The organism is Janthinobacterium amylolyticum, assembly GCF_051380655.1.
GTDB lineage: Bacteria > Pseudomonadota > Gammaproteobacteria > Burkholderiales > Burkholderiaceae_D > Janthinobacterium.
In genome coordinates, this window is the sequence record NZ_JBNYXL010000010.1 from 124,239 (window position 1) to 145,180 (window position 20,942).

22 protein-coding genes are annotated in these 20,942 nt (G+C 65.7%); 4 read left to right on the plus strand and 18 right to left on the minus strand.

Going from position 1 to position 20,942, the window contains the following annotated elements; all coding sequences use genetic code 11:
* The first annotated feature begins 28 nt into the window (after positions 1-28).
* Positions 29-766, plus strand: a complete 738-nt coding sequence (locus ACQ4WR_RS21155) for a PhaM family polyhydroxyalkanoate granule multifunctional regulatory protein (RefSeq protein WP_436489744.1) — start codon at positions 29-31, stop codon at positions 764-766.
* Between the two features lie 21 nt (positions 767-787).
* Here the strand turns inward: ACQ4WR_RS21155 and ACQ4WR_RS21160 are convergent, their stop codons facing one another.
* From ACQ4WR_RS21160 to pdxR, 11 genes are all read right to left on the minus strand, one after another.
* Positions 788-1,084, minus strand: a complete 297-nt coding sequence (locus ACQ4WR_RS21160) for a hypothetical protein (protein ID WP_258003192.1) — start codon at positions 1,082-1,084, stop codon at positions 788-790.
* Positions 1,068-2,798, minus strand: a complete 1,731-nt coding sequence (locus tag ACQ4WR_RS21165) for a tetratricopeptide repeat-containing response regulator (RefSeq protein ID WP_102298965.1) — start codon at positions 2,796-2,798, stop codon at positions 1,068-1,070. Before ACQ4WR_RS21165 ends, ACQ4WR_RS21160 begins: the two co-directional genes overlap by 17 nt.
* A gap of 11 nt (positions 2,799-2,809) precedes the next feature.
* Positions 2,810-3,529, minus strand: a complete 720-nt coding sequence (locus ACQ4WR_RS21170) for a sensor histidine kinase (RefSeq protein ID WP_436489746.1) — start codon at positions 3,527-3,529, stop codon at positions 2,810-2,812.
* Between the two features lie 170 nt (positions 3,530-3,699).
* On the minus strand, positions 3,700-5,505 hold the full coding sequence (locus tag ACQ4WR_RS21175; protein ID WP_436489748.1) for a family 2A encapsulin nanocompartment cargo protein cysteine desulfurase: 1,806 nt from the start codon (positions 5,503-5,505) through the stop codon (positions 3,700-3,702).
* Entirely contained in the window at positions 5,480-6,412 is a 933-nt protein-coding gene (locus ACQ4WR_RS21180; protein WP_092801784.1) for a family 2A encapsulin nanocompartment shell protein, read from the minus strand. Before ACQ4WR_RS21180 ends, ACQ4WR_RS21175 begins: the two co-directional genes overlap by 26 nt.
* 117 nt (positions 6,413-6,529) lie before the next feature.
* The gene (locus tag ACQ4WR_RS21185) at positions 6,530-6,754 is read right to left on the minus strand and encodes a helix-turn-helix domain-containing protein (RefSeq protein WP_034784364.1); all 225 of its coding nucleotides are present in this window, start codon (positions 6,752-6,754) and stop codon (positions 6,530-6,532) included.
* Between the two features lie 7 nt (positions 6,755-6,761).
* A complete protein-coding gene (gene epsC, locus ACQ4WR_RS21190) occupies positions 6,762-7,748 on the minus strand; it encodes a serine O-acetyltransferase EpsC (RefSeq protein ID WP_102298970.1) in 987 nt (328 codons plus the stop codon).
* A 19-nt stretch (positions 7,749-7,767) separates the two neighbouring features.
* Positions 7,768-8,265 (minus strand): rhodanese-like domain-containing protein, encoded by a 498-nt coding sequence (locus ACQ4WR_RS21195; RefSeq protein WP_102298971.1) that lies wholly within the window; start codon positions 8,263-8,265, stop codon positions 7,768-7,770.
* 197 nt (positions 8,266-8,462) lie between these two features.
* Positions 8,463-10,094: an FAD-dependent 5-carboxymethylaminomethyl-2-thiouridine(34) oxidoreductase MnmC1 gene (gene mnmC1 / locus ACQ4WR_RS21200; protein WP_436489750.1), complete on the minus strand. Its 1,632-nt coding sequence runs from the start codon at positions 10,092-10,094 to the stop codon at positions 8,463-8,465.
* Complete coding sequence (locus ACQ4WR_RS21205; RefSeq protein WP_102299359.1) at positions 10,094-10,657, minus strand: DNA-3-methyladenine glycosylase I; 564 nt, start codon at positions 10,655-10,657, stop codon at positions 10,094-10,096. The genes mnmC1 and ACQ4WR_RS21205 overlap by 1 nt, the downstream gene beginning before the upstream one ends.
* A 40-nt stretch (positions 10,658-10,697) precedes the next feature.
* Positions 10,698-12,191, minus strand: a complete 1,494-nt coding sequence (gene pdxR / locus ACQ4WR_RS21210; protein WP_436489752.1) for a MocR-like pyridoxine biosynthesis transcription factor PdxR — start codon at positions 12,189-12,191, stop codon at positions 10,698-10,700.
* 107 nt (positions 12,192-12,298) lie between these two features.
* Between pdxR and ACQ4WR_RS21215 the strand changes: the two genes are divergently transcribed.
* Together ACQ4WR_RS21215 and ACQ4WR_RS21220 are read left to right on the plus strand one after the other, a co-directional pair.
* A complete protein-coding gene (locus tag ACQ4WR_RS21215) occupies positions 12,299-12,757 on the plus strand; it encodes an OsmC family protein (RefSeq protein ID WP_102297793.1) in 459 nt (152 codons plus the stop codon).
* Positions 12,758-13,405 carry an FMN-binding negative transcriptional regulator gene (locus tag ACQ4WR_RS21220; protein WP_102297796.1) on the plus strand — a complete coding sequence of 216 codons (648 nt, stop codon included), beginning with the start codon at positions 12,758-12,760 and terminating at the stop codon, positions 13,403-13,405.
* Here ACQ4WR_RS21220 and ACQ4WR_RS21225 read toward each other — a convergent pair.
* The 3 genes from ACQ4WR_RS21225 to ACQ4WR_RS21235 form a co-directional block, all read right to left on the minus strand.
* Positions 13,389-14,342 (minus strand): AEC family transporter, encoded by a 954-nt coding sequence (locus tag ACQ4WR_RS21225; RefSeq protein WP_436489755.1) that lies wholly within the window; start codon positions 14,340-14,342, stop codon positions 13,389-13,391. The genes ACQ4WR_RS21220 and ACQ4WR_RS21225 overlap by 17 nt on opposite strands.
* Before the next feature lie 97 nt (positions 14,343-14,439).
* The gene (locus tag ACQ4WR_RS21230) at positions 14,440-14,877 is read right to left on the minus strand and encodes a CHRD domain-containing protein (protein ID WP_436489757.1); all 438 of its coding nucleotides are present in this window, start codon (positions 14,875-14,877) and stop codon (positions 14,440-14,442) included.
* Positions 14,878-15,033: 156 nt separating this feature from the next.
* On the minus strand, positions 15,034-15,591 hold the full coding sequence (locus ACQ4WR_RS21235) for a winged helix-turn-helix transcriptional regulator (protein ID WP_071326735.1): 558 nt from the start codon (positions 15,589-15,591) through the stop codon (positions 15,034-15,036).
* Between the two features lie 254 nt (positions 15,592-15,845).
* On the opposite strand from ACQ4WR_RS21235, the gene ACQ4WR_RS21240 reads away from it, so the two are divergent.
* Positions 15,846-16,082, plus strand: coding sequence for a hypothetical protein (locus ACQ4WR_RS21240; RefSeq protein WP_436489759.1), 237 nt, complete (start codon positions 15,846-15,848; stop codon positions 16,080-16,082).
* On the opposite strand, the gene ACQ4WR_RS21245 is transcribed toward ACQ4WR_RS21240, so the two are convergent.
* The 4 genes from ACQ4WR_RS21245 to ACQ4WR_RS21260 form a co-directional block, all read right to left on the minus strand.
* The gene (locus ACQ4WR_RS21245; protein WP_102297807.1) at positions 16,079-17,080 is read right to left on the minus strand and encodes a Csu type fimbrial protein; all 1,002 of its coding nucleotides are present in this window, start codon (positions 17,078-17,080) and stop codon (positions 16,079-16,081) included. The two genes, ACQ4WR_RS21240 and ACQ4WR_RS21245, sit on opposite strands and share 4 nt — an antisense overlap.
* Entirely contained in the window at positions 17,080-19,272 is a 2,193-nt protein-coding gene (locus ACQ4WR_RS21250) for a fimbria/pilus outer membrane usher protein (protein WP_436489761.1), read from the minus strand. Before ACQ4WR_RS21250 ends, ACQ4WR_RS21245 begins: the two co-directional genes overlap by 1 nt.
* 255 nt (positions 19,273-19,527) lie before the next feature.
* A complete protein-coding gene (locus ACQ4WR_RS21255) occupies positions 19,528-20,259 on the minus strand; it encodes a fimbrial biogenesis chaperone (RefSeq protein ID WP_436489763.1) in 732 nt (243 codons plus the stop codon).
* 11 nt (positions 20,260-20,270) lie between these two features.
* Entirely contained in the window at positions 20,271-20,798 is a 528-nt protein-coding gene (locus ACQ4WR_RS21260; protein WP_436489765.1) for a Csu type fimbrial protein, read from the minus strand.
* Between the last annotated feature and the right edge of the window lie 144 nt (positions 20,799-20,942).

Sequence of the window (20,942 nt, forward strand, 5' to 3'; positions counted from 1 at the left end):
GGACCATCCATCTACCAGGAGATTTCGCATGGCAAACCCGCAAATGCCCCAAATGCCGGGCGCAGCAGTTGTGACCGATACGCTCGACTTCGTCAAAAACCTGTGGGGCAGCATGAGCGTGCCTGGCATGGGCGTGCCCGGCATCACGGCGCCCACCATGTCGGTGGAAGAGCTGGACAAGAAAATCAATGACCTGAAAGCCGTCGAAGCCTGGCTGAACCTCAATACCAGCATGCTGCGCGGCAGTATCCAGGCCCTGGAAGTGCAACGCGGCACCATCGCCACCCTGAAATCGATGGGTGCCTCGCTGGCGGCTGCCATTACCCAGCCTGGCGCCAGCGAGAAATCGGTATTCGAATCCGTGCCCTACGCTTCCGCGTTTTTCCAGCAGGCGGTACCTGCGGCGTCCGCCCCGGCCCCCAAACCTGCCCCAGCGCCCGCGCCGGAACCGGTAGCGCCCCCTGCGGCGCCAGCGTCCAGCGACGCCAGCAGCCATGCGGCAGCCCAGCTGGGCAATCCAAGTGCCTGGTGGAATTTGTTACAAGATCAGTTCAAGCAGGCGGTGTCGTCGGCGATGTCGCCCGATGCGGCCAGCGCGGCTGCGGCCAGCTTTGGCGGCGGCACGGCGGGCACGGCGGCCAAGCCGGCGGCCAGCAAGGCCGCCAAGCCGGCAGAAGCTGGCACGGCAGCCAAGGCCAAGGCCCCGCTGCGCAAGGCACCGGCAAAGCGCGCGGCGCCCAAGTCCAAAACGCCAGGCAAGGCCTAGCGCGTCAAGCCGGCGATATGATCAGGCGATACGATGAATGCGGATCGCCTCGATCTGGTTATCGGCCTGGCGTTTTACGTCACCGATCGTGATCAGGCCTTCGTCGGCCAGCGCCTTGGCGTGCTCGTACGAAGTCTGGAATGTTTCCAGCGTGTCTCCCTTGGCGGCCACCGGGCGGACCCAGGCAACGGCGCCGACTTTCATTTTTTTGTATACTTCATTGACCACATCACGCATAGTTTCTTCCTTATTGTTGTAAAGCAACTCAAGCGCGGGCAAGCCCACGCTGGCCCCTAGTTTATCATCCGGCGCGCTCACGCACGGCTTTTCCCGGATTTTCCGCCGCCGGCGCCGCCTTTTCCAACACCACGGCCACCTCTTCCGGCCCGGGCGGGGGCGTCAATTGCACCAGCTGCTCCATCAATTGGGCGAAGCGTTGCTGGCCTGGTGCAATTTTGTCTACATACAACAACACTTCCATGGCTTCTGCCGCCAAGTCCGCCTGATAGCCGCGCTGCTGCAGGAACGAGACGATGATTTGCGCCGAGTTGAACAGGATGCGCAGGTTGTTCGGCAGCTTTTCGCGCGCCGCGCGCATCCAGCTGACGGCTTCGTTGAGCTTGTCCGTCTTCCACAGCAGCACGCCCTTGTTCATCAGGTCCGACGCTTCCTTGCGCGCAGCGATGATCAGGCTGGTGCCCTCGTCGCCCATCTTGGCCTTGTCGAAAATCTTTTGCACTTCGTCCTGTACCACCTGGTTGTCGTGGTTGTTTTTCACCACGTAGCACAGCAGCCCGGCCGGCGCATCCTTCACGCCGACGGCAAACAGCAGGGTCGCCAGTTCCATGCAGATGCTTTTCTCCGGCCGCACCGGATCCTCGGCCAGCATGGCTTCGAGCTCGTCGCCGCACTTGCGCGCGCGCCGGTAGTCGCCCGTTTCGTGGTGCACCATGCCTTCCGTGATCTTCGCGCGCAAGCCGATCTGCTCGGGCGGGAATTCGCGCTGCGCCAGCAGCAGCCACTGCAGCGCTTCCTTGGCATCCTTTTTGAGGCCGCACACGCGCGCCAGGCCCAGGTAGGCGTCCGGCGTCTTCATGACGGAAAACTCGCCGATGGACACGCATTTGCGGAAAGCCTTTTCCGCCATGCCGACATTCCCGACCTTCAGGGCAGCGAGGCCCAGGTTGCGCTGGCGCGGCACGGAATTGGGCGACAGGCGCGCCGCTTTTTCCAGCACGCCGCACGCTTCCTCGTGCTGGCCCATCAGCTGGTAGGCGGTGGCCATCTGGTCGTAGGCGTCGATGTAATACTTGTTTTCCACGATCACGCCCTGGAAAATCTGCCGCGCCGCCTCGTGCTCGCCGTTATTCATGCGGATCTTGCCCAGGCCCGCCCTGGCCCAGCTGTAATCGCGCTCGGCCAGCACTTTCTCATACACGGCGCGGGCCTTTTCCGGTTCGCCGCTTTTCAGCAGCAGCGATGCCTTCATGCGCAGCAGTTCCAGCTCGTGCAGCTTGTTGACCTCGATCTGCGCGTCGCACAGCTTGGCCGCGCGCAGATAATCCTTTTCCATGCAGGCCTGGTCGATTTCGCGGAACACCTGCTTCTTGTGCCACACGCGGTTCAGGCGCGTCAGCAGCACGCCTTCCGTGATCGGCTTGATCAGATACGCATCGGGCTGGTGCTCGGCCGCGCCCATCACCGATTCCACGCTTTTCTCGGCCGAGACCATCAGCCACACGCTGGACGGCGCCGTCAGGTTGCGCACGCGCGTCTCTTCCAGCACTTGCTGGCCATTCTTGCCTTCGCCCAGGTTGTAATCGCACAGCACCACGTCGTAGCGCGTCTTGGCCAGCAGCTTCATGGCTTCGCCGCCGCTGGCCGCCTGGTCGATATGGCGCGCGCCCAGGTTGCGCAAGGATTCGCGCAGCAGGATGCGGATGCCGATGAAGTCGTCGACCAGCAGATAGTGCTTGTCGGCCCAGTCGGTGCTGCCCGCTTCGGCGGCGGTGGCGTGGCTGTCGGTTGCCATGATGTCCTCGTTCAGGGCAGGCGCAGGATGAAACAGCCGCCACCCAGGGCGCCGCCGTTTTCCAGCGCGATGCTGCCGCCCTGCCCCCGGTGCTTGTGCATCTTCGCCACCTCGCTGGAAAAATACAGGCCCAGGCCCGTGCTGTTGGTGGAAAAGTTCACGCCGGCCGCCATGCCATCCATGGCCGCGCTGCCCGCGTCGAGCAAGACCTGCGTGTAGCCCTCGCCATTGTCTTCCACGCGCAATTCCAGCACCTCGCCCACCTGGCGCGCGGACAGGCGGATCGTGTCGCGCGTGTAGCGGATGGCGTTGTTGATGGCATGCGCCAGCACGCCGATGACCAGGTCTTCGTCGAGGGTCCAGATCAGCTCGGGCGGGCAAGCCGTCTCCAGGGCGATGCCTTTCGAGGCGAGCAGGATTTTTTCCTGGTCCACCACCTGCCCGATCACCTGGCTGACCAGCTGCGGCTGCACGTCGAACGGGTAGCCGGGCTTGCCCACTTCCTTGTACAGGGCCAGCAGCTGGATCAGGTTATCGTTAAGACGCTTGGTCTGGTACAGCATCTGCGCCATCTGCAGATAGGCGGGATCCGCCTGCGGCGAGGCCTTGGCCTGCTCGGCTGCCAGCAATGATTCCAGCGTGCCGCTGACCACGCTGATCGAATTTTTCATGTCGTGCACGGTCGACGCCAGGAACAGGAAAAGCTCGGGCGAGCTGCGTTGATCTTCCACCGGATATCTCCTCGGGCGCCGGCGGCACGGCGCCGCGGCTTGATATTGCCAAGGATAAATTATACCGCCAGCCTGCGGAGGCCCGCCAGCCGCGCGCAAAGTCCGTGACTTGACGCAACAATGCCGCCCCCGCTGGCGCAGGGGCGGCATGGAACAGCGTCGCGGCAGGATCAGCGCCGGGCGGCCGCCAGGCGTTTCACCACCGTGATCATGCGGTCGATTTCCTCATATGTGTTGTAGAAGGCGAACGACGGCCGCACGGTCGCTTCCACGCCGAAGCGGCGCAAGATCGGCTGCGCGCAGTGGTGGCCCGAGCGCACGGCGATACCCTCGTCGTTCAGGGCGTGCCCTACCTCCGCCGGCGCGTAGCCGGCCAGCACGAACGAGGCCACGCTCGCCTTGTCCAACGCCGTGCCGATCAGGCGCACGCCCGGTATCGCCTGCAAGTGGTGCGTCGCATATTCCAGCAGCGCGTGTTCGTAGGCGGCGATGTTTTCCAGGCCGATGCGCTGCACGTAATCGATGGCCGCGCCCAGGCCCACGGCATCGGCGATATTGCCCGTGCCCGCCTCGAAACGGTTTGGCACGCCCTGGTAGACGGTGCGTTCGAACGTCACGTCGGCGATCATGTTGCCGCCGCCCTGCCAGGGCGGCAATTGCTCCAGCAAGTCCGCCTTGCCATACACGGCGCCGATGCCCGTCGGGCCAAACACTTTATGCCCCGAGAACACATAAAAGTCCGCACCCAGCGCCTGCACGTCCACGCGCAAATGCGACACGGCTTGCGCGCCATCGACCAGCACGCGCACGCCGGCCGCATGCGCCAGCGCGATGATCTGCGCCACGGGCGTCACCGTCCCCAAGGCATTCGATACCTGCGTCACGGACACCAGCTTGGTGCGCCCGTTGAGCAGCTTGCGGAATTCATCGAGGATGATCTGCCCGCTGTCGTCGACGGGAATCACGCGCAGGGTCGCGCCCTTCTCCGCTGCCAGCTGCTGCCACGGCACGATGTTGGCATGGTGCTCGAGCTGCGAGACGATGATCTCGTCGCCGCTGCCGATGTATTTTCGACCGAAGGTATTGGCCACCAGGTTGATGCCCTCGGTGGCGCCACGCACGAAAATGATTTCATTGGCCGAGGCGGCGCCCAGAAAATTGGCCACCTTGGCGCGCGCCGCCTCATACGCATCGCTGGCGCGCGCCGCCAGGGCGTGCGCGGCGCGGTGGATGTTCGAGTTTTCGTGTGCATAGAAATACGCGATGCGGTCGATCACCGACTGCGGCTTGTGCGTGGTGGCCGCGTTGTCGAACCAGGCCAGCGGCTTGCCGTTGACCCTTTCCGCCAGCACGGGAAAATCGCGCCGCACGGCATGCACGTCGAATGGCGCCGGCGTCTGCCGCTGGCCCGGCTGCGTCGCCGGGGGCAGCTCGGTCTGGAAATAGAACGCGGGCTGGCCGGAAGCCGGCGCGACGGGCAGCTGGCGCGCGGATGCGTGCCGCGGCGTGGCAAACAGTCCCTGTACATCGTCGGGCGCGGCCTGGCCCAGCCCCTGCTGCGCCAGGCCATCGAGCTTGTGGCTCGATGCGGGATAGCCATGCGCGCCGCCGACAAAATAGTAGGGCGACGGCGCACCGAGGCTGGATGCGCGCGGCGTCGGCAAGGAGGCTGGCGCCGGGGCGATGGGCGACTCCAGCGGCGCCTTCACGGGCGGCACCTGCGCCGTCGCCACGCCGGGGGCGATGGCGGCGAAGGAAGGGCCGGGCTGCGGCGGCGGGCGGTTCGCATAGCGGGGCGCCGCATCGAGCACGCTGCCGGAGCCGCCAAGGCTGGGGGATTTATCCAACGCCGGGGACAGACCGGGCAAACGGGCAAAGAATTCACCTGCCAGGCGGTTCAGGGTCGCTTCGTCGGGCAAGAACGGAACGGCAGGCAAGCCCGCCGCGCCATCACTTGTAGGTGTCTGGGTAGTCATGGTATTTACCGATCTCCACGTCTTCCAGTACGGCCAGCGCGTCGTCCGTCAGCACGGCCAGCGAGCAATACAGCGAAATCAGGTAGGACGAAATCGCGTGGCGGTTGATGCCCATGAAGCGCACGGACAGGCCCGGGCTTTGCTCGCCCGCCAGGCCAGGCTGGAACAGGCCGATCACGCCCTGCCGCTGTTCGCCCGCGCGCAGCAAGATGATCTTGGTCTTGCCGTCTTCGATCGGCAGTTTGTCGGACGGCACCAGCGGCACGCCGCGCCACGTGAGGAACTGCGAACCGAACAGGCTGACCGTCGGTGGCGGCACGCCACGGCGCGTGCATTCACGGCCAAAGGCGGCAATGGCCAGCGGGTGCGCGAGGAAGAAGCCCGGCTCCTTCCACACTTTTGTCAGCAGTTCATCGAGGTCGTCCGGCGTGGGCGCGCCCGTCAGGGTAAAGATGCGCTGGTCGTCGTGCACGCTGGCCAGCAGGCCGTAATCGGGATTGTTGATCAACTCGCTTTCCTGGCGCTCCTTGATCGTCTCGATGGTCAGGCGCAGCTGCTCCTTGATCTGGTCGTGCGGGCTGCTGTACAGGTCCGACACGCGCGTGTGCACGTCGAGCACCGTGCTGACGGCATTGAGGAAATACTCGCGCGGCTGCTCGTCATAGTCGACGAAGGTTTGCGGCAGTTCCGACTCGTCGCGCTGCGAACAGGCCACGCGCACGTCCTTCGGGTTCTTGACGCGGTTGAGGCGGTAGATACCCGCTTCCACGGGCAGCCATTGCAGCAGATGCACGAGCCAGCGCGGCGTGATGGTGGACAGCTGGGGAACGCTCTTGCTGGCATTGGCCAGCTGGCGCGCGGCGTTATCGCCCAGCGCAAACTGGCTATCGGGGGTTGCTTCGGCCATCAACGACTCCTAATGAGAAAAGTGAATATGCTTATCTGAAAAACAAATAAAGTATCCAGCGTCTCCTCGGTTCTCTCAACATGCTATCGCCATCAACGCGGCGTTTAATCCAATAAGCTAGTCCACCAGCTCCGGTTCGCAGCGGGCCATCAGGCCAGCCAGGCCGATGCCCAGCGCGCCGGCCAGTTTTTCCACCGTCAGCAGCGACGGCGTGGCGGCGCCCCGTTCGATTTCGCCGATGAACGAGCGGTTCAAGTCGGCCGCTTCGGCCAGCCGTTCCTGCGACCAGCCATGCCCTTCGCGCAACTGGCGCACGGCCAGTCCAAACTGTTTGATCAACATGCTGTCCTCATGGGTGGTGGGCAAAGACTGGAAGCAGTGACGCCGGCAGCTCCGCTGCCTCCTGCTGGTTGTGGGCTTGCGTGACATTGCTGCCGGGGGCCACGTTACGCGTCAGCCAGACATTGCCGCCGATGACGGAGCCCTGGCCTATCGTCACCCTGCCGAGTATCGTCGCGCCCGCGTAAATCACCACGTCGTCCTGCACGATGGGATGGCGCGCCAGTCCCTTTTTCAGCACGCCGTCTTCGCCGGCGGGAAAACGCTTGGCGCCCAGGGTGACGGCCTGGTAAATGCGCACGCGTTCGCCGATGATGGCCGTCTCGCCGATCACCACGCCCGTGCCATGGTCGATGAAAAAGCTGCTGCCGATGACGGCGCCCGGGTGAATGTCGATGCCCGTCTGCGAATGGGCCACTTCGGCGATGATGCGCGCCACCAGCGGTGCCCCCAGCGCATACAGGGTGTGCGCCAAACGGTAATGGATGATGGCCAGGATGCCCGGATAGCACAGCAGCACTTCATCGACGCTGTGCGCGGCAGGGTCGCCATGGAAGGCGGCCGCCACGTCCGTGTCGAGCTGGGCGCGGATGCGCGGCAGCGCGCGGGCGAAGCGCTGCACGATGGCCAGCGCCTGCTGTTCCACGGGCACCGTCTGCTGCAAGCCATGCTGGCGCGCGTGGTAACTGAGTTCGCGCCGCACCTGTTCATGTAAACCTGTCAGTGTCGTGTCGAGCGTATGGCCGACAAAGAAATCCTCGCTTTCCTGCTGCAGGTCCAGTGGCCCCAGACGCATGGGAAACAGGGCCGCGCACAGGGCGGTGACGATGTCGCGCAGATGCTGGCGCGAGGGAAATTCGCGCGCGCCGCACTCCTGGTGGCGCAGCAAGCCATCGCGCCAGCGTTCGCGCACGGCGCGCAATTCATCGACGATCTGGTGCAGTTCCCATTGCGGCTGCGCGGCAAGGGAGGCGGAAGGCAAGGCACGCTGGTTCATGATGGTCCTGAAGGGTCGGTTAGTCTTGCAGCCAGGGCAGCGCATGCCAGCGCCAGCCACCGCTGTGGCCACGCTGCTGCTGTGCATCGAGGTCGCCCTCGAAGCCCTGGGCGATGTTGAAGACGTGCGTGAAGCCCGCCTTGGCGGCCGCTTCGGCGGCCAGCGCCGAGCGCTTGCCGCTGCGGCACAGCAGCACCACCACGGCCTCCTTGCCGCCCGCCTTCGCTTCCAGTTCGCGCACGAAGCGGGGGTTGCGGTTCATGGCAGTGCCGGTCGCCCACGCCACGTGCAGCGATTGCGGCACGTAGCCGACGAAGGTGCGCTCCTCGTTGGTGCGCACGTCGACCAGCACGGCTTTGCCGGCCTGCACCAGCTGCCACGCATCCTGCGCGCTGACGACGCCCGCATACGGCAAGCCTTGCGCCTGCGCCTGGGTGCGCGCGTGATTGAGCACCTCCTCGAACGCCCCCTCGCCGTGCGCGGCGCGGGGATCGAAAACCAGTTCTGCAGCAGCCATCATTCCACCTCATTATTTCGTCGTCAAAAACCAGCACGAGTCCACTGTAGCGAACTTATGTTGTTCGGAAAACAAATTAAAAAGAGTTTGGAAAGCTGAAAAACGTATATGGGGTCAGTTCCTTCGGAATCGGAATATGCCCCATTGGGGCATATTCCCCCTGAGGGGCCGACCCCGGAATTTGCCTCTGGGTGTCATCAGGAAGCTCTACGGCGTTCGCGAAGTAGAAAACGCGCCGGGTCAAGCGCCTCTGCCAACTGGCGTTCCAGCGGCAGCGGCTCGCCTTCCAGCTGGCAGGCCAGGAACTCGGCCGCCAGCGGCGCCCAGATCAGGCCGCGCGAGGCGTAGCCCAGCAAGCCATGCAGGCCGGGCCAGCGGGGCACGTCGCGCAGGCGCTCGCAGCGCCCCGGCACGCCGGGGTCGGGCAAGGCGCCCGCCAGCGGCAAACGGTCGGGCGCCATGCAGCGAAAGCCCGTGCGGCCCGCCAGCGGCGCGGTGAACGGGGCCACGCCGAGGATGTCGGCGGTCTTCGCGATATTGTCATGCTGGCTCGATGCGCGCAGCGTGGCATCCGCGTCGGCGTCGTAGCTGGCGCCCACGCAAACGATGCCCGCATGCGCCGGCGTCATGTAGGCTTCGCGGCAGACGACAAAGGGGATGGCCGGCAGCAGGCCTTGCGGCAGATGCGTGACCTGGCCGCGCACGGCGTCGAGCGGCAGGCCGGCCGCCTGTTCGAAGTGTACGGCGCCCGTGCCGGCGGCCAGGATGACGGTCGGCGCCGCCGCGATCAGCGTGCCTTGCGCATCGCGCACCAGCCATTCGTCTTCCAGGCGTTCCAGGCGCAGGGCGCTGCTGGAAAAGCGCCGCGTCAGCAGGCTGCCGCAGGCGTCGAGCATGGCAGCGCACACGGAAGACGGGCGCGCCCAGCCGCCTTCGGCAAACCACCAGCCGCCATCGGGCGCCGGCGCGCCCAGCATGGCGCCAGCTTGCGGCGCTTCCAGCCAGCGCGCGAATTCCGGCGGATACACGCCGCTGGCGGCGATCTGCCGCTGCACGTACGCATGCTCGGCATCGCGCGCCAGCTGCAGCACGCCGCATTGCGCGCCCTCGATGGCGGCGCCGATGCCGCCCAGGCCATGCCAGTAGCGCAGCGCGTACAGGTAGGCGGCGCGCGTCAGGCGCGTGGCGATGTTGTCATCCTTCGACAGCAGCGGCATGAAGATGCCGGCCAGGTTGCCCGAGGCCTCGCTGGCCGGCTGCGCATGGCGCTCCACCAGGGTCACTTTCCAGCCGCGCGCGGCCAGCCGTTCGCAGGCGGCCGCGCCGGCCACGCCCGCACCGATGACGATGGCGCGGCGCTCGGGGGCGAGAGCGGCTTCGTACTGGCCGCGCCTTGCATAAAACACGGCGCGCAAGCGGCTCTCGTCAAACACGAAGCCGTTCTGTTGCAGCGCCATGCGCTGCGCTTCATCCAGGTGGACGGCATGCAGCTGGCCGCCGTCCACCATCAGCCGCGCCAGCACCGGCACGGCGGCCGGCACCCACGCCAGGTGGACCACGTCGACCTTCGCCACCAGCTGCGCCAGGCAAGCCTCCGCTTCGCCGATCAGCACATCGAGAGTGACGAGGCCATCGCGCGACGCCATGCGGTGCAGGCCCGGCACGCAGTGGGGCCACTGCACGCGCCACTCGTCCGGCAAATGGCTGGCATCGACGGGACGCGGCGCCAGCGCGATGTAGTGCAAATGCCGCCCGCCATGCGCGGCGCAGGCGGCGCGAAAGCGCGCGCCGTCGAAATCCGTGTCGAGCAGGACCGGGACGTGGCGCATCAGCGCCCCGCGCGGCAAAAACAGGCGGGCGCGTGGTCGTTGACCATGCCGATGCCCTGCATATAGGCGTAGATGATGGTCGAGCCGACAAACTTGAAGCCCAGCTTGAGCAAGTCTTTCGACAGTTTGTCGGACAAGGCCGTCGTGGCGGGAAATTCACCGGGCTGCCAGCTGTTGACGATGGGCTGGCCATCGACGTAGGCCCACAGGAAGCTGTCCAGGGTCTGCCCTTGCGCGCGCAGGCGCAGGTAGGCTTGCGCATTCGTGATGGCCGCCGCCACCTTCAGGCGGTTGCGCACGATGCCGGGGTCGGCCAGCAGCTGCGCCACCTTCTCGGGGCCATACGCGGCGATTTTTTCCGCTTCCCAGCCATCGAAGGCGGCGCGGTAGGTCTCGCGCTTGTTGAGGATGGTTTCCCAGCTCAGGCCCGCCTGCGCTCCTTCCAGGTTCAGCATCTCGAACAGGCGCCGCTCGTCGTGGCAGGGCACGCCCCACTCCGTATCATGGTAGTCAAGGTAGCGGGGGTTGGCCGGATTGGCCCAGGAGCAGCGGGTGGTAGTCATGGTCATCGAATCTTCGTGTGCGGGCAAGTGCCAGTATAGTTTATCGGCCGCGCAGGATGCGTCCCAGTACCTGCAAGCCGTGCGCCATCTCGGCGGGAGGAATCGCCGCAAAGCCCAGCAGCAGCCCCGGCGGCGCGATGCATGCCGGCCCGGCCAGCGGATCGGCATAATGGCCCAGCGGGCGCAGTTCGACGCCCTGCGCCAGCCCCGCGCGCGACACCGTTTCCTCATCATGGCCACCGCGAAAATACGCGCACAGATCCAGGCCGCTGTCGGCCGGGCCGCACGCCAGTTGCTCATCGAGTTCGCTGGCGATGCCGCGCACCAGCGCGTCGCGTCGCTCGGCATTGCTGTCGCGCGTGCGGCGGATATGCCGGCCAAAGTGCCCTTCGGCGATGAAGTCGGCCAGCGCCATCTGCGGCACGATGGCCGTGTGCCGGTCCATCACGGCCTTGGCCTGTACCAGCGACTCGGCCAGCGCGGGCGGCGCCACCATGTAGCCCAGGCGCAGGCCGGGGAACATGACCTTCGACAGGGTGCCGACATACACCACGCAGCCATCGCGGTCCAGGCTTTGCAGCGACGCCAGCGGCGCGCCCGTGTAGCGGTATTCGCTGTCGTAATCGTCTTCCACCACCCAGGCTTTATTCTGCGCGGCCCACGCCAGCAAGGCCAGGCGGCGCGGCAAGCTCATGCTCACTCCCAGCGGCAGCTGGTGCGACGGCGTCACGTAGGCCAGCTTCGCCTGCGGGCAATGCGCCACGCCATGCGCCACGTCGAGCCCCTGCGCATCGACGGGCACGGGAAAGACCTTGGCGCCCGCCGCGCGCAGCGGGCCGCTGGCGCCCCGGTAGCCGGGCGACTCCATCCAGGCGCAATCGCCCGGCGCCAGCAAAATGGTCGACAGCAGGAACAGCGCCTGCTGCGAACCGGAGGTGATGACGATCTGCTGCGGCGTGCAGTGTATGCCTCGCGACGCCTTCAGGTACACGCACAGCAGTTCGCGCAGCGGCAGGAAGCCGGCCGGATCGCTGTAGCCGAAGTGGTGATCGGGACGGCGCCAGCGCCGCGCCTCCAGGCGGTTCCACACGTCGAACGGAAAATGGTCTATGCGCGGCATGCCGACGCGGAAGGCGCGCAGCGGGCCACGGTGAAACGCCACTTGCCGCATGGCCGCCACCACGCCCTGCCCGCGCGCCGACAGCGGCCGCAGCAGGCCGGGCGCGCTGGCGGCGGGCGGCGCTGGCGCGGAGACAGGCAGCGGCACGTCGGCGCTGATGAAGGTGCCGCGCCCGACCGTGCCATCGAGATAGCCTTCCGCCGCCAGCTGCGCGTACGCATTGAGCACCGTCTGGCGCGATACGCCCAGCAAGCGGCAAAACTCGCGCGTGGGCGGCAGCCGCATGCCGGGACTCAGGCGCCCGTCGAGGATGGCCGCCCTGATGGCGCCATACAACTGGCGGAACAGCGGTTCGGCGGCAGCGCGGTCGAGCGGCAAGGCGGCGATAATCTGGTTGACGTGGGCGGCAGGCATGAAAGAGGCATTTAAATTGGTAGCTTCAAGATAGCACTTATTGGCTGTTTTAAACAGCCAAGATCCCGACTAAGATGATGTTCCGATTCCTTCATCATGGAGCCTCCATGCAGCAGTTTTTCGCCACCGTGGCCTGGCAGCGCGACGGCCAGGATTTTGCCGGCCAGCGCTACAGCCGTGGCCACGCCTGGCAATTCGACGGCGGCATGACGGTGCCCGCCTCCTCGTCGCCGCTGTCCGTGCCGCTGCCCATGTCGGTGGCGGCCAACATCGATCCGGAAGAGGCGCTGGTGGCCGCCACGTCCAGCTGCCACATGCTGTTCTTCCTGTCGCTGGCGGCGCAGCGCGGCTTTGTCATCGACGACTACCGCGACGCAGCCATCGGCGAACTGGGCAAGAATGCGCAGGGCCGCCTGGCCATGACGCGCATCGTGCTGCGTCCGCGCATCGTGTTCGCGGCAACGCCACCCTCGCCCGAGGCCCTGGCCGCCCTGCACCACGACGCCCATGAACGCTGCTACATCGCCAATTCGCTGACGGCCGATGTCGTCGTCGAGGAGGCCTAGATGTACACGCCTTCCAGTTTTCGCGAAGAGCGCCTCGAGGTGCTGCACGGCCTGATCGCCGCCCACCCGCTGGGGGCGCTGGTATGCCACGGCGAGGACGGCCTGTGCGCCGACCATCTGCCGTTCGAGATCGCCGCGCCGACGCCGGAGGCCCCGTTCGGCATCCTGCGTGCCCACGTGGCGCGCGCCAACCCGCTGTGGCGCGCCGCAGGTACCGACTGCATGGTGATCTTCCAGGGGCCGCACGCCTACATCACGCCCGCCTGGTATGCGGAAAAGCAAATCAGCGGCAAGGAAGTCCCCACCTTCAATTACGCCGTCGCGCATGCGCACGGCCCCCTGCGCGCCATCGACGATGCGGCCTGGCTGCTGGGACTGGTGGAACGCCTGACGGCGCGCCATGAAGCGGGCCAGGCGCAACCGTGGCAGGTGGCCGATGCGCCGACCGCTTACATCGACAAACTTCTGAAAGCCATCGTCGGCATCGAGATTCCCCTCACGCGCCTCACGGGCAAGTGGAAGCTGGGACAGAACCGCACGCAGGAAGACCAGGCCAGCATGGCGCGCGGACTGGCGCAGGACAGCCAGCCCGGCGCGGCGCAAGCCCTGGGCGCGCTGATCGCCGCCAATGTCACGCCAGCCAGCTGACAGCCGCTGAAAACGTCAGGAACGACAGCGCCGTCGAGACCAGGATGATACGGGCGATGCGGGCCGTGTTTGCGCCGAAGCGTTCCGACAGCAAGGTGACGTTGCTGGCGCTGGGCAGGCAAGCCACCAGCACCATGCAGGTCAGGGCGAACGGGTCGAGCGGCGCGCCCAGGGCGATGGCCGCGTGGCCCGTGCCCCACACCAGCAGCGGGTGCAGCAGCAGTTTTTTCAGCGCCACGGGCACGTATTCCCCCAGCGGTGCCGGGTCGGCGGTGCTCATCTGCGAGCGCGCCAGCACGGCGCCGATGGTAAACAGGGCGACAGGCGAGGCGGCATCGGCCAGCAGGCCCACCGTCTGCATCAGGGGCTTGGGCAAGGCCAGTTCCAGCCACGACGACAGGGCGCCCAGCACGATAGCCCAGGGCATCGGGTTGCCCGCCATGCCCTTCAAGGCATTCATGACGGCCGCGCGGCCGCCGTGCGCGCCGCCGCTGCCGATGCGCGACAGGGCGATGCACAGCGAACTGGTGATGAGCATGTCGACGACGATGGTGACGATCACGGGGCCGGAAGAGCGGGGACCGAGCAAGGTCAATAGCAATGGCACGCCCATGAAGCCCGTGTTCGGGAAGGCCGCCACCAGCGAACCGAAGGCCGCGTTGTTCCAGTCGATGCGGTGGCTCAGGGTCATGGCCATGGTCACGCCCACCATGATCAGGGCGCACAGCAGATACACGCCGAAGACGCTGGCGTCGAGCAGCTGCGCGATGGGCGTGGCGGCGCCGAAGCGGTACAGCATGCACGGCAGCGCGAAGTACAGCACAAAGCTGTTCAAGCCGCCGATGGCGGCCAGCGGCAGCAAGGTGCGCCGCACGGCCAGGTAGCCGCACAGCACCAGGGCAAAGAAGGGAAAGGTGATGGCAAGGATGGTCAGCATGCAGCGATTGTAGCGTGCTCCCGCAATCCCCCGCCGGGCGCAAAAAAAGGCCGCTCGCGCGGCCCAAGGAGGTTTCGGAGAAAACGCCGGTGGCCTGTCAGGGCTTGAGCTGGGCGCGGATTTCGCCGGCCGGATACGTGTCGCTGTGCACATTCACGTACAGTTTACCGGCCTGGTAGCTCGCCTGCTGCGATGGCGTCAGCACGGTATTCGGCGGCACGGCAAACATGCCTTCGCCGGTTTTCAGCAGCGGCACGATGACGGGGCCATTCGCGCCGGCCGCCCCTTCGTGGATATGCGCCACGGTGGCCAGCATGCCCGTGTAGCGCACGCCACCGCTGACGCCGCGGTCCGGCGCCACGCGGATATTGCCGCTGCCGCTGGCCGTGCTGGTATTGGCCGGCACTTCCTGCGCGCCGGAAAGAGTCACGCCATGGCCGCCGGGCTGGCCGGGTCCATGGGTACAAGCGCCCAGCAGGGCGGCCAGCGCCAGCGCCACTGCAGCGCGGCAGGCGTGTGTTTTCAATGTGGTCATCACGGTACTCCTGGAACGGGGTGGGATCACGGAAGGCGCCACGCCCGCGCACGGGCATGGGCGCCGCACTGTTGCTGCACCTGCAGCGACAATAAGCGCAAGCCCGCCCGCCCGTTTTGCTTTTTACCAAACTTGCTGCACGCCAGCACCCTGCCTTCAGGCCAGATGGCCTTCCGCCACCCAGCCGCGGTTGGCGGCCGGCGCCTTCGGCTTGGGTGCGATGCCGCTGCTTTTTTCCGCATCGAGGATAATGCTGCGCATGCTGTCGCTGGCGGCAGGGCCCGGCGCGAATGCGTAGTACTCGTCATTGATGGGCAAGCCCGTCATGGCATCGACCAGCACAGGATCGGCGGCCAGGCCCGTGTCGCGGCTGGCGATGACGAGGCTGGCGCCTTCCGGGGCGAAATTCTCGTTACCCCAGGCGATAAAGGCCAGCAGCACGGGCTTGAAGGCGCGCCCGGACTTGGTCAGCACATAGTCGTAGCGCGGCGGCTTGGCGCAGTACAGGCGGCGCGTCATCAAACCGCCTTCCACCAGGTCGGCCAGGCGGCGCGTGAGGATGGTGGGGGCGATCTTCAGGCTCTTTTCAAATTCATCGAAGCGCGTCTTGCCGTAAAACGCTTCGCGCAGGATGAGGATGCTCCACCATTCGCCCACCTTGCCCAGGCTGCGAGCGATCGGGCAAGGCAAATTATTAAAGTTGGTATGTTTCATGACCATCTCCTCACGTTGATTCAACACAACAATCGAAAAATCTTGCAGTTGCAATACGGAAACTTCAGTTACTATCAAATCGAAAGCTTCGAGCACCCCATGATGGCGGCTTGAAAATACGCACAAACTCACACTTTTCTTGTTCAAGTACAATCATGGCTCGTTCAGTTCCCCTAATCCCGGTGCGAAAGACGGTGTCAGCCATGCCATGCGGCGTTGCTGCCCACGCCCGTTTTTTGCCAGATGCGTTCACGATGACTCCATTGAAGTTTGCCGTACTGCCAGCCCTGCTCGCCCTCACGCTTTGCCAGACCACCACCGCCGGTACCGTCTCTTCCGCATCGTTCCAGGCCACCCTCGTCATCCACGAGGTCTGCAGCGTCAGCACCCAGCGCGCGCTGGCGCAAGTACATTGCCGTCACAACACGCCCTACCATCTGCAGCAGCAAGCCACGCCGTCCGGCGGCGGCCTCGTCACCGTTACGTTCTAAAAATAAATCGTCGCCGTCACCGTATCCTTGTAGTCGCCGGGACGCGGCGACGTCTGTGCCGGCACCCGGCCAAAGATCGTCAGCGGCACGCTGGCGCCCGTGCCCGTGCCCGTCACCATGCTGGTGCCCGCCGTGCCGTCGCCCCACACGGGCCCGTCCAGGGTGGCCGACAGCAAGTAATTGACCTTGTCCGTGGTCAGCGTATTTTTCATCTGCCGCCCCGCCACGCTGGCCGCCACGACGCCGCCGTTGAGGGCGATCTGGTAGGCATTGTTGTTGACACAGCGCACGGACACGGTGCTGGTGCTGCGCAGATTGCCCGTCAGGATGCTGGCGTTGGCGAAGGCCATCGGCGTCACGCCGATGGTGCAATCGTTGATGGCCGTCGCGTTCACCGTAAAACCGAAGCTGCCGCTGTTGACGGTGCAGCCAGCCAGGTTGATCAGGCCGTACGTGGTGTAGGTATAGGTACCCGCGCCGGCAAAGCTGGAGGTGTACACCGTGTTGGCATTGGCCACCGTCGGCACGGCGGCCAATGACGTGCCGGCAGGAATCTTCGCGTACACGGTAAAGTTCATGGAATACGTGCCGGGCGGCGCCAGCAAGCCCGCCGACAGGGTCATCGCGAACGTCGATGGCGCGCCCGTGACGCTGGCGCCGCCCCAGATCTTCGCCGGCGCATACGTGCCATCGACGTACACGTTGTAGTCCATGCGGTTGCTGCCATTGCCCAGCTTGCGCGGCAGCGCCGACGTGGAATTCGTGCCCAGGCCCAGGGAAATGCACACTTGCGCATTTGGCGTCAGCAGTTGCCCCAGGTTCAGAGAGGAAAACACACAGCTGAACGTGCCCGTGGCCTGCGCCGTGTAATCGGTACCGGAAATCGGGCTGATGTTGCCAAAGTTGATATTGGTCATGCTTACCGAGCACGTGTCGGCCCGTGCCGCGCCACTCGCGCAGCCAAGCAGGACGATAAGGCACAGCAGCAGGCGGCGCATCAGCGGCCTCCCCCGGCAGGCAGGCAGCGCAGCGGCCCCAGCATTGGCAAGCCGCCCTGCGCCGGACGCACATACGCAAAGCGCACCGCGCACTGGCTGCCGCTGTCGCCGATCTGCAACTCGTTCTCCGCGCTCAACTCGTCGACAAAGGCCAGGCCGTCAAAACCCACCACCGTGCGCTTGCCGCTTTGCACGTGCAGCACGGGCAAGCCCGTCGCCAGCGGCTTGCCGTCGGCATCCTGCAGCACGATGGTGGCGGCGCTGTAGCGCTCGACAGGGAAGGCGGCAAGCACGCCGGACAGCATTTTCGGCACCACATTGATATTCGTCACGGGCACGCGCGCATCGACGTCAAGCGCATCGGTGCCGATGCTGATCTGGTTATTGCCATAAGGATTCAGATTGGGCACCAGCAAATAGCCGCTGCCGCCGGTGCTGCCGATCTGCCGGTTTTCATGCAGCACGGGCACATCGGCCACGCCGCCCGTCGATACCAGCGCAAAACCGTTGCCCACCTGGCGCGCGGCAGCCACGTGGCCGTCCATCAGCACCAGGGCGCCGGCGGCGCCGAGCGAGCCGGCATTGCTCATGGCATTCGTCTGCACGCGCGCCGTGACCCGCCCCAGATTGCCCAGGTAATCGACCTGTCCCTGGCGGTAGGCCGCGCCGCCCGACGTACCCGACTGCACGGCCCAGCCCACGCCACCGCCAAAATCGGCGCTTTGCTGGGCCGAGACGCTGCGGGTATTCGCGTCGTTTTGCCGGCTGGTATTCGCGCTCAAGGCGATATTGTTGTCAAACGCCATGCTCAAGCCCACATAAAATCCCCGCTTGTCCCGCTGCCGCAGATCCTGGAAGGCGCTGGCATTGATGAAGATGCCGTGGAACAAGGTGGCCGAATAGCCGACGGTAGCGATCTTCGAGGCGGGGATGCCGGGCGCGCGGTAGGCGATATAGCTGAAGTTCACGCTTTGCCCCGCGGGCAAGGCCAGGTTCAGCGAGACCCGGTCGGCGGCGCGCGCCACGGGGCTGCCATCGCGCGAAGCCAGATCGCCGTAACGGGCGCTGGCGCGCACGCTTTGCAGGTCGACGCTGTAGCGCGGTCCCAGGTACTGGTAGCCGACGCTCGCCTGCGCGCCACGGCTGCGGCCGGCGCTGACGGCCAGCGCGCCGTTGATGACGCCCGCCTGCCCCAGGCGCAGCAGGGCACCGGCGCCACCGTTGAGTACGCCCGGCCCCAGTTCGCCATGGCCTTCCAGCGTGACACTGTCGCTCACGCCATAGCGGCCCGTGGCGCTGGCCACCGGTTTCTTTTCATAGTCGAAGACGCGCTGGCCATACTCGCGCCGCAGGGCGCCCGCTTCGATGGAAAAATCGGTCAAGCCCTTGGCAAGCAGGCGCGTGTCGACATACAGGGGCAAGGTCATGGCCACGCTGCGGCCCAGCGCGTCACGCGTGATGACGGTCGCCTGCCCCGCGCCGTTGATGCCGGCCACCTGGTTCAGCACGAACGGGCCGCTGGGCACGCTGGCGGAGTATTGCTGCACCCCATTGACATACAGGCTCAGCGACGACGGCACGAGGGCCGAACCGTCGACCGAGGCGACGGGAAAGGTCAGCAGGTCGGGACGCAGCTGGAAATTCTTGCGCCATTGAAAACCTCCCATGCGCACGGCGCGGCTCCAGCTCAGCGAGCCGGAAATGAGGTCGCCCAGCTGCCATGTTTCCAGCGTCTCGGCATCGGCGTGATTCCAGAAGGTATCGAAGCGCATGTACTGGCGCTGGCCCGCGCCCAGGTTCAAGGTGCCGGTATTGCTGAACACGCCGCTGTCATTGAAGTAGCGGACATCATGGAACAGGGCCGTGCGGCGCGTCTGGCCCAGCTCGACATACGCTTCGTAATTGAGCACGGCGCCAGGCGTGACCCGGGCCGGCGGCGGGCGGCTGCTGGAACGGGCGCTGACCATGAATGGCGCGCGCAGGCTGTCGTCCACGCGCAGCGACAGGCTCTGGCGCGCGGCATCGTAGTCATAGCTGAGCCCGGGGATGGAGTCGAGCGCCACCTCGGCCTGGCCAGGCGCGCCGAAGCGCGCCGGGTCCAGCCCCAGCTGCTGCAAGTTCTCCACACTGCTGAGCAAGCCCTTACCCTGCTGGGTAAAGCGCAAGATCAGTCCCGTCGCTTCTGCGTTCAATATGACCTCCAGATACAATTCATTCGGTGCCGCCGGATTCCCGGGCAGGCTGGCCGGGCCAGGGTCGGCACCCGATACCGCCGCCCCTGATAAAGCTGTCCCCGCTGCTTCCGCTAGGTTACCCACGTTGCCCACATTGGCTGTCCTGGCCGCCGGCGCCATGGCGGCCAGCAGCGCCATCGAGCAAGCCTGCCAAGTGAGCGACCATTTCATGGTGTAACCCGGTTACGCTGGCGCGCGCCATGCTGGCAAGGTTCAGGGTGACGGCGAATTTCGGGCAACGAGCGCCTTTGCATTGACGGTGACGGCAATCGCCAGCGGTCCTTCGAGCGCGGCGTCCCTGGCAACGGGCAGGCGCCATTCGCGCATGCGCCCTGCCAGCACATAACCAAACAACCCCTTGCTGACAGCAAATTCCTTGCCGGCCTGGTTGGCCAGCACCATGCTGCCGATCTGCGCGTGGAAATTGCCGCTGTTCCTGATGCGCATCATCCATTCACCGTCCTTGCGGAACACCTGCCAGTCCAGCACTTCCTTGCCGGGCATACCGCTGGGCAGCACGAACACGGGCACCGAGTAGCGCAGGCGGATGTCGACGCCGCTGCGCGCGGGATCGTCATCGCGCCCCACCTCGTCGATCAGCACGCGGTAGGTGCGCTCCTGCGCCGACGCCCCCGCCTGCGTACGCACGAGACGGATGGTTTGCCGGCTGTTGGCGGCAATTTCCACGATGGGCGGGCTGGCCACCAGTTCCTGCGTCGGCGCCAGCGCTTCCTCGCCATTCGCCTGGTCCCACAGGAACACGCGCACCTGGCCGAACAGCGGCGCCTCGCCCAGATTCTGCAGGGTGATGCCGGCCGCTGTCTGCTCGGCCCGCATGGTGAGGGTCACGGGCGAAATCTGCAGGTTGGCGGCGCCGGCCATGCCGGCCCAGGGCGCGCTGAAGAGCAACAGCGGCCAGGACAGAAAGGCACGGCGCAACGTCATGGGCACTCCGCCTAAAAGTAGACGGTGGCGGTGATGGTCGATTTGTAGGTGTCGGGCATGGGCGTGGCCTGCGGCGGCACGTTGCCATACACGGTGATGGGCTGGGCCGTGCCGTTACCCGTGCCGCCCAGGGTGTCCGTGCCCTGGGTATTGCCCCAGACCGTGGCGCCGGCGGTCTGGAACAGGTTGAACTGCACCGTGGCCGCGTTGCCGCCCGTGCCGCTCAGATAGCGCGTCGTGCCGACAGAACCGGCGCCCGTGCCGGCATTCAGCCCCACGTTGTACAAGGTGGTATTGGTGCAGGTGACGTTCAGCGTCGTATTGACGTTAACGGCAGTAGCCAGTACACCCTGAGTTTGACCGAAGTCGAGTGGCAGAGCCGCAATCACGCAGTTGGCGATGATTTTCAGCGTGACGTCGAATGTCGTCGTATTGGTGCCATTCGAATACGAGGCGGCATTGCCGATGGCAGGCACGCCGACGGCGAGGACAGCGGCGGTGGCCACTGCGGCAAGAGGAGAAAATTTAACGCGTAACATAAAGCCTCCGGATGATGAAACATCATGGTCGGGCCCCTGTTCAAGAGGGCACTGAGGATAGTCACGGAATTGCCGGCGTTTTCTAGGGCACGCAAACCAGGACAACACATACATCGCTACGGAGTCCAACCGCGAGGGACTGCC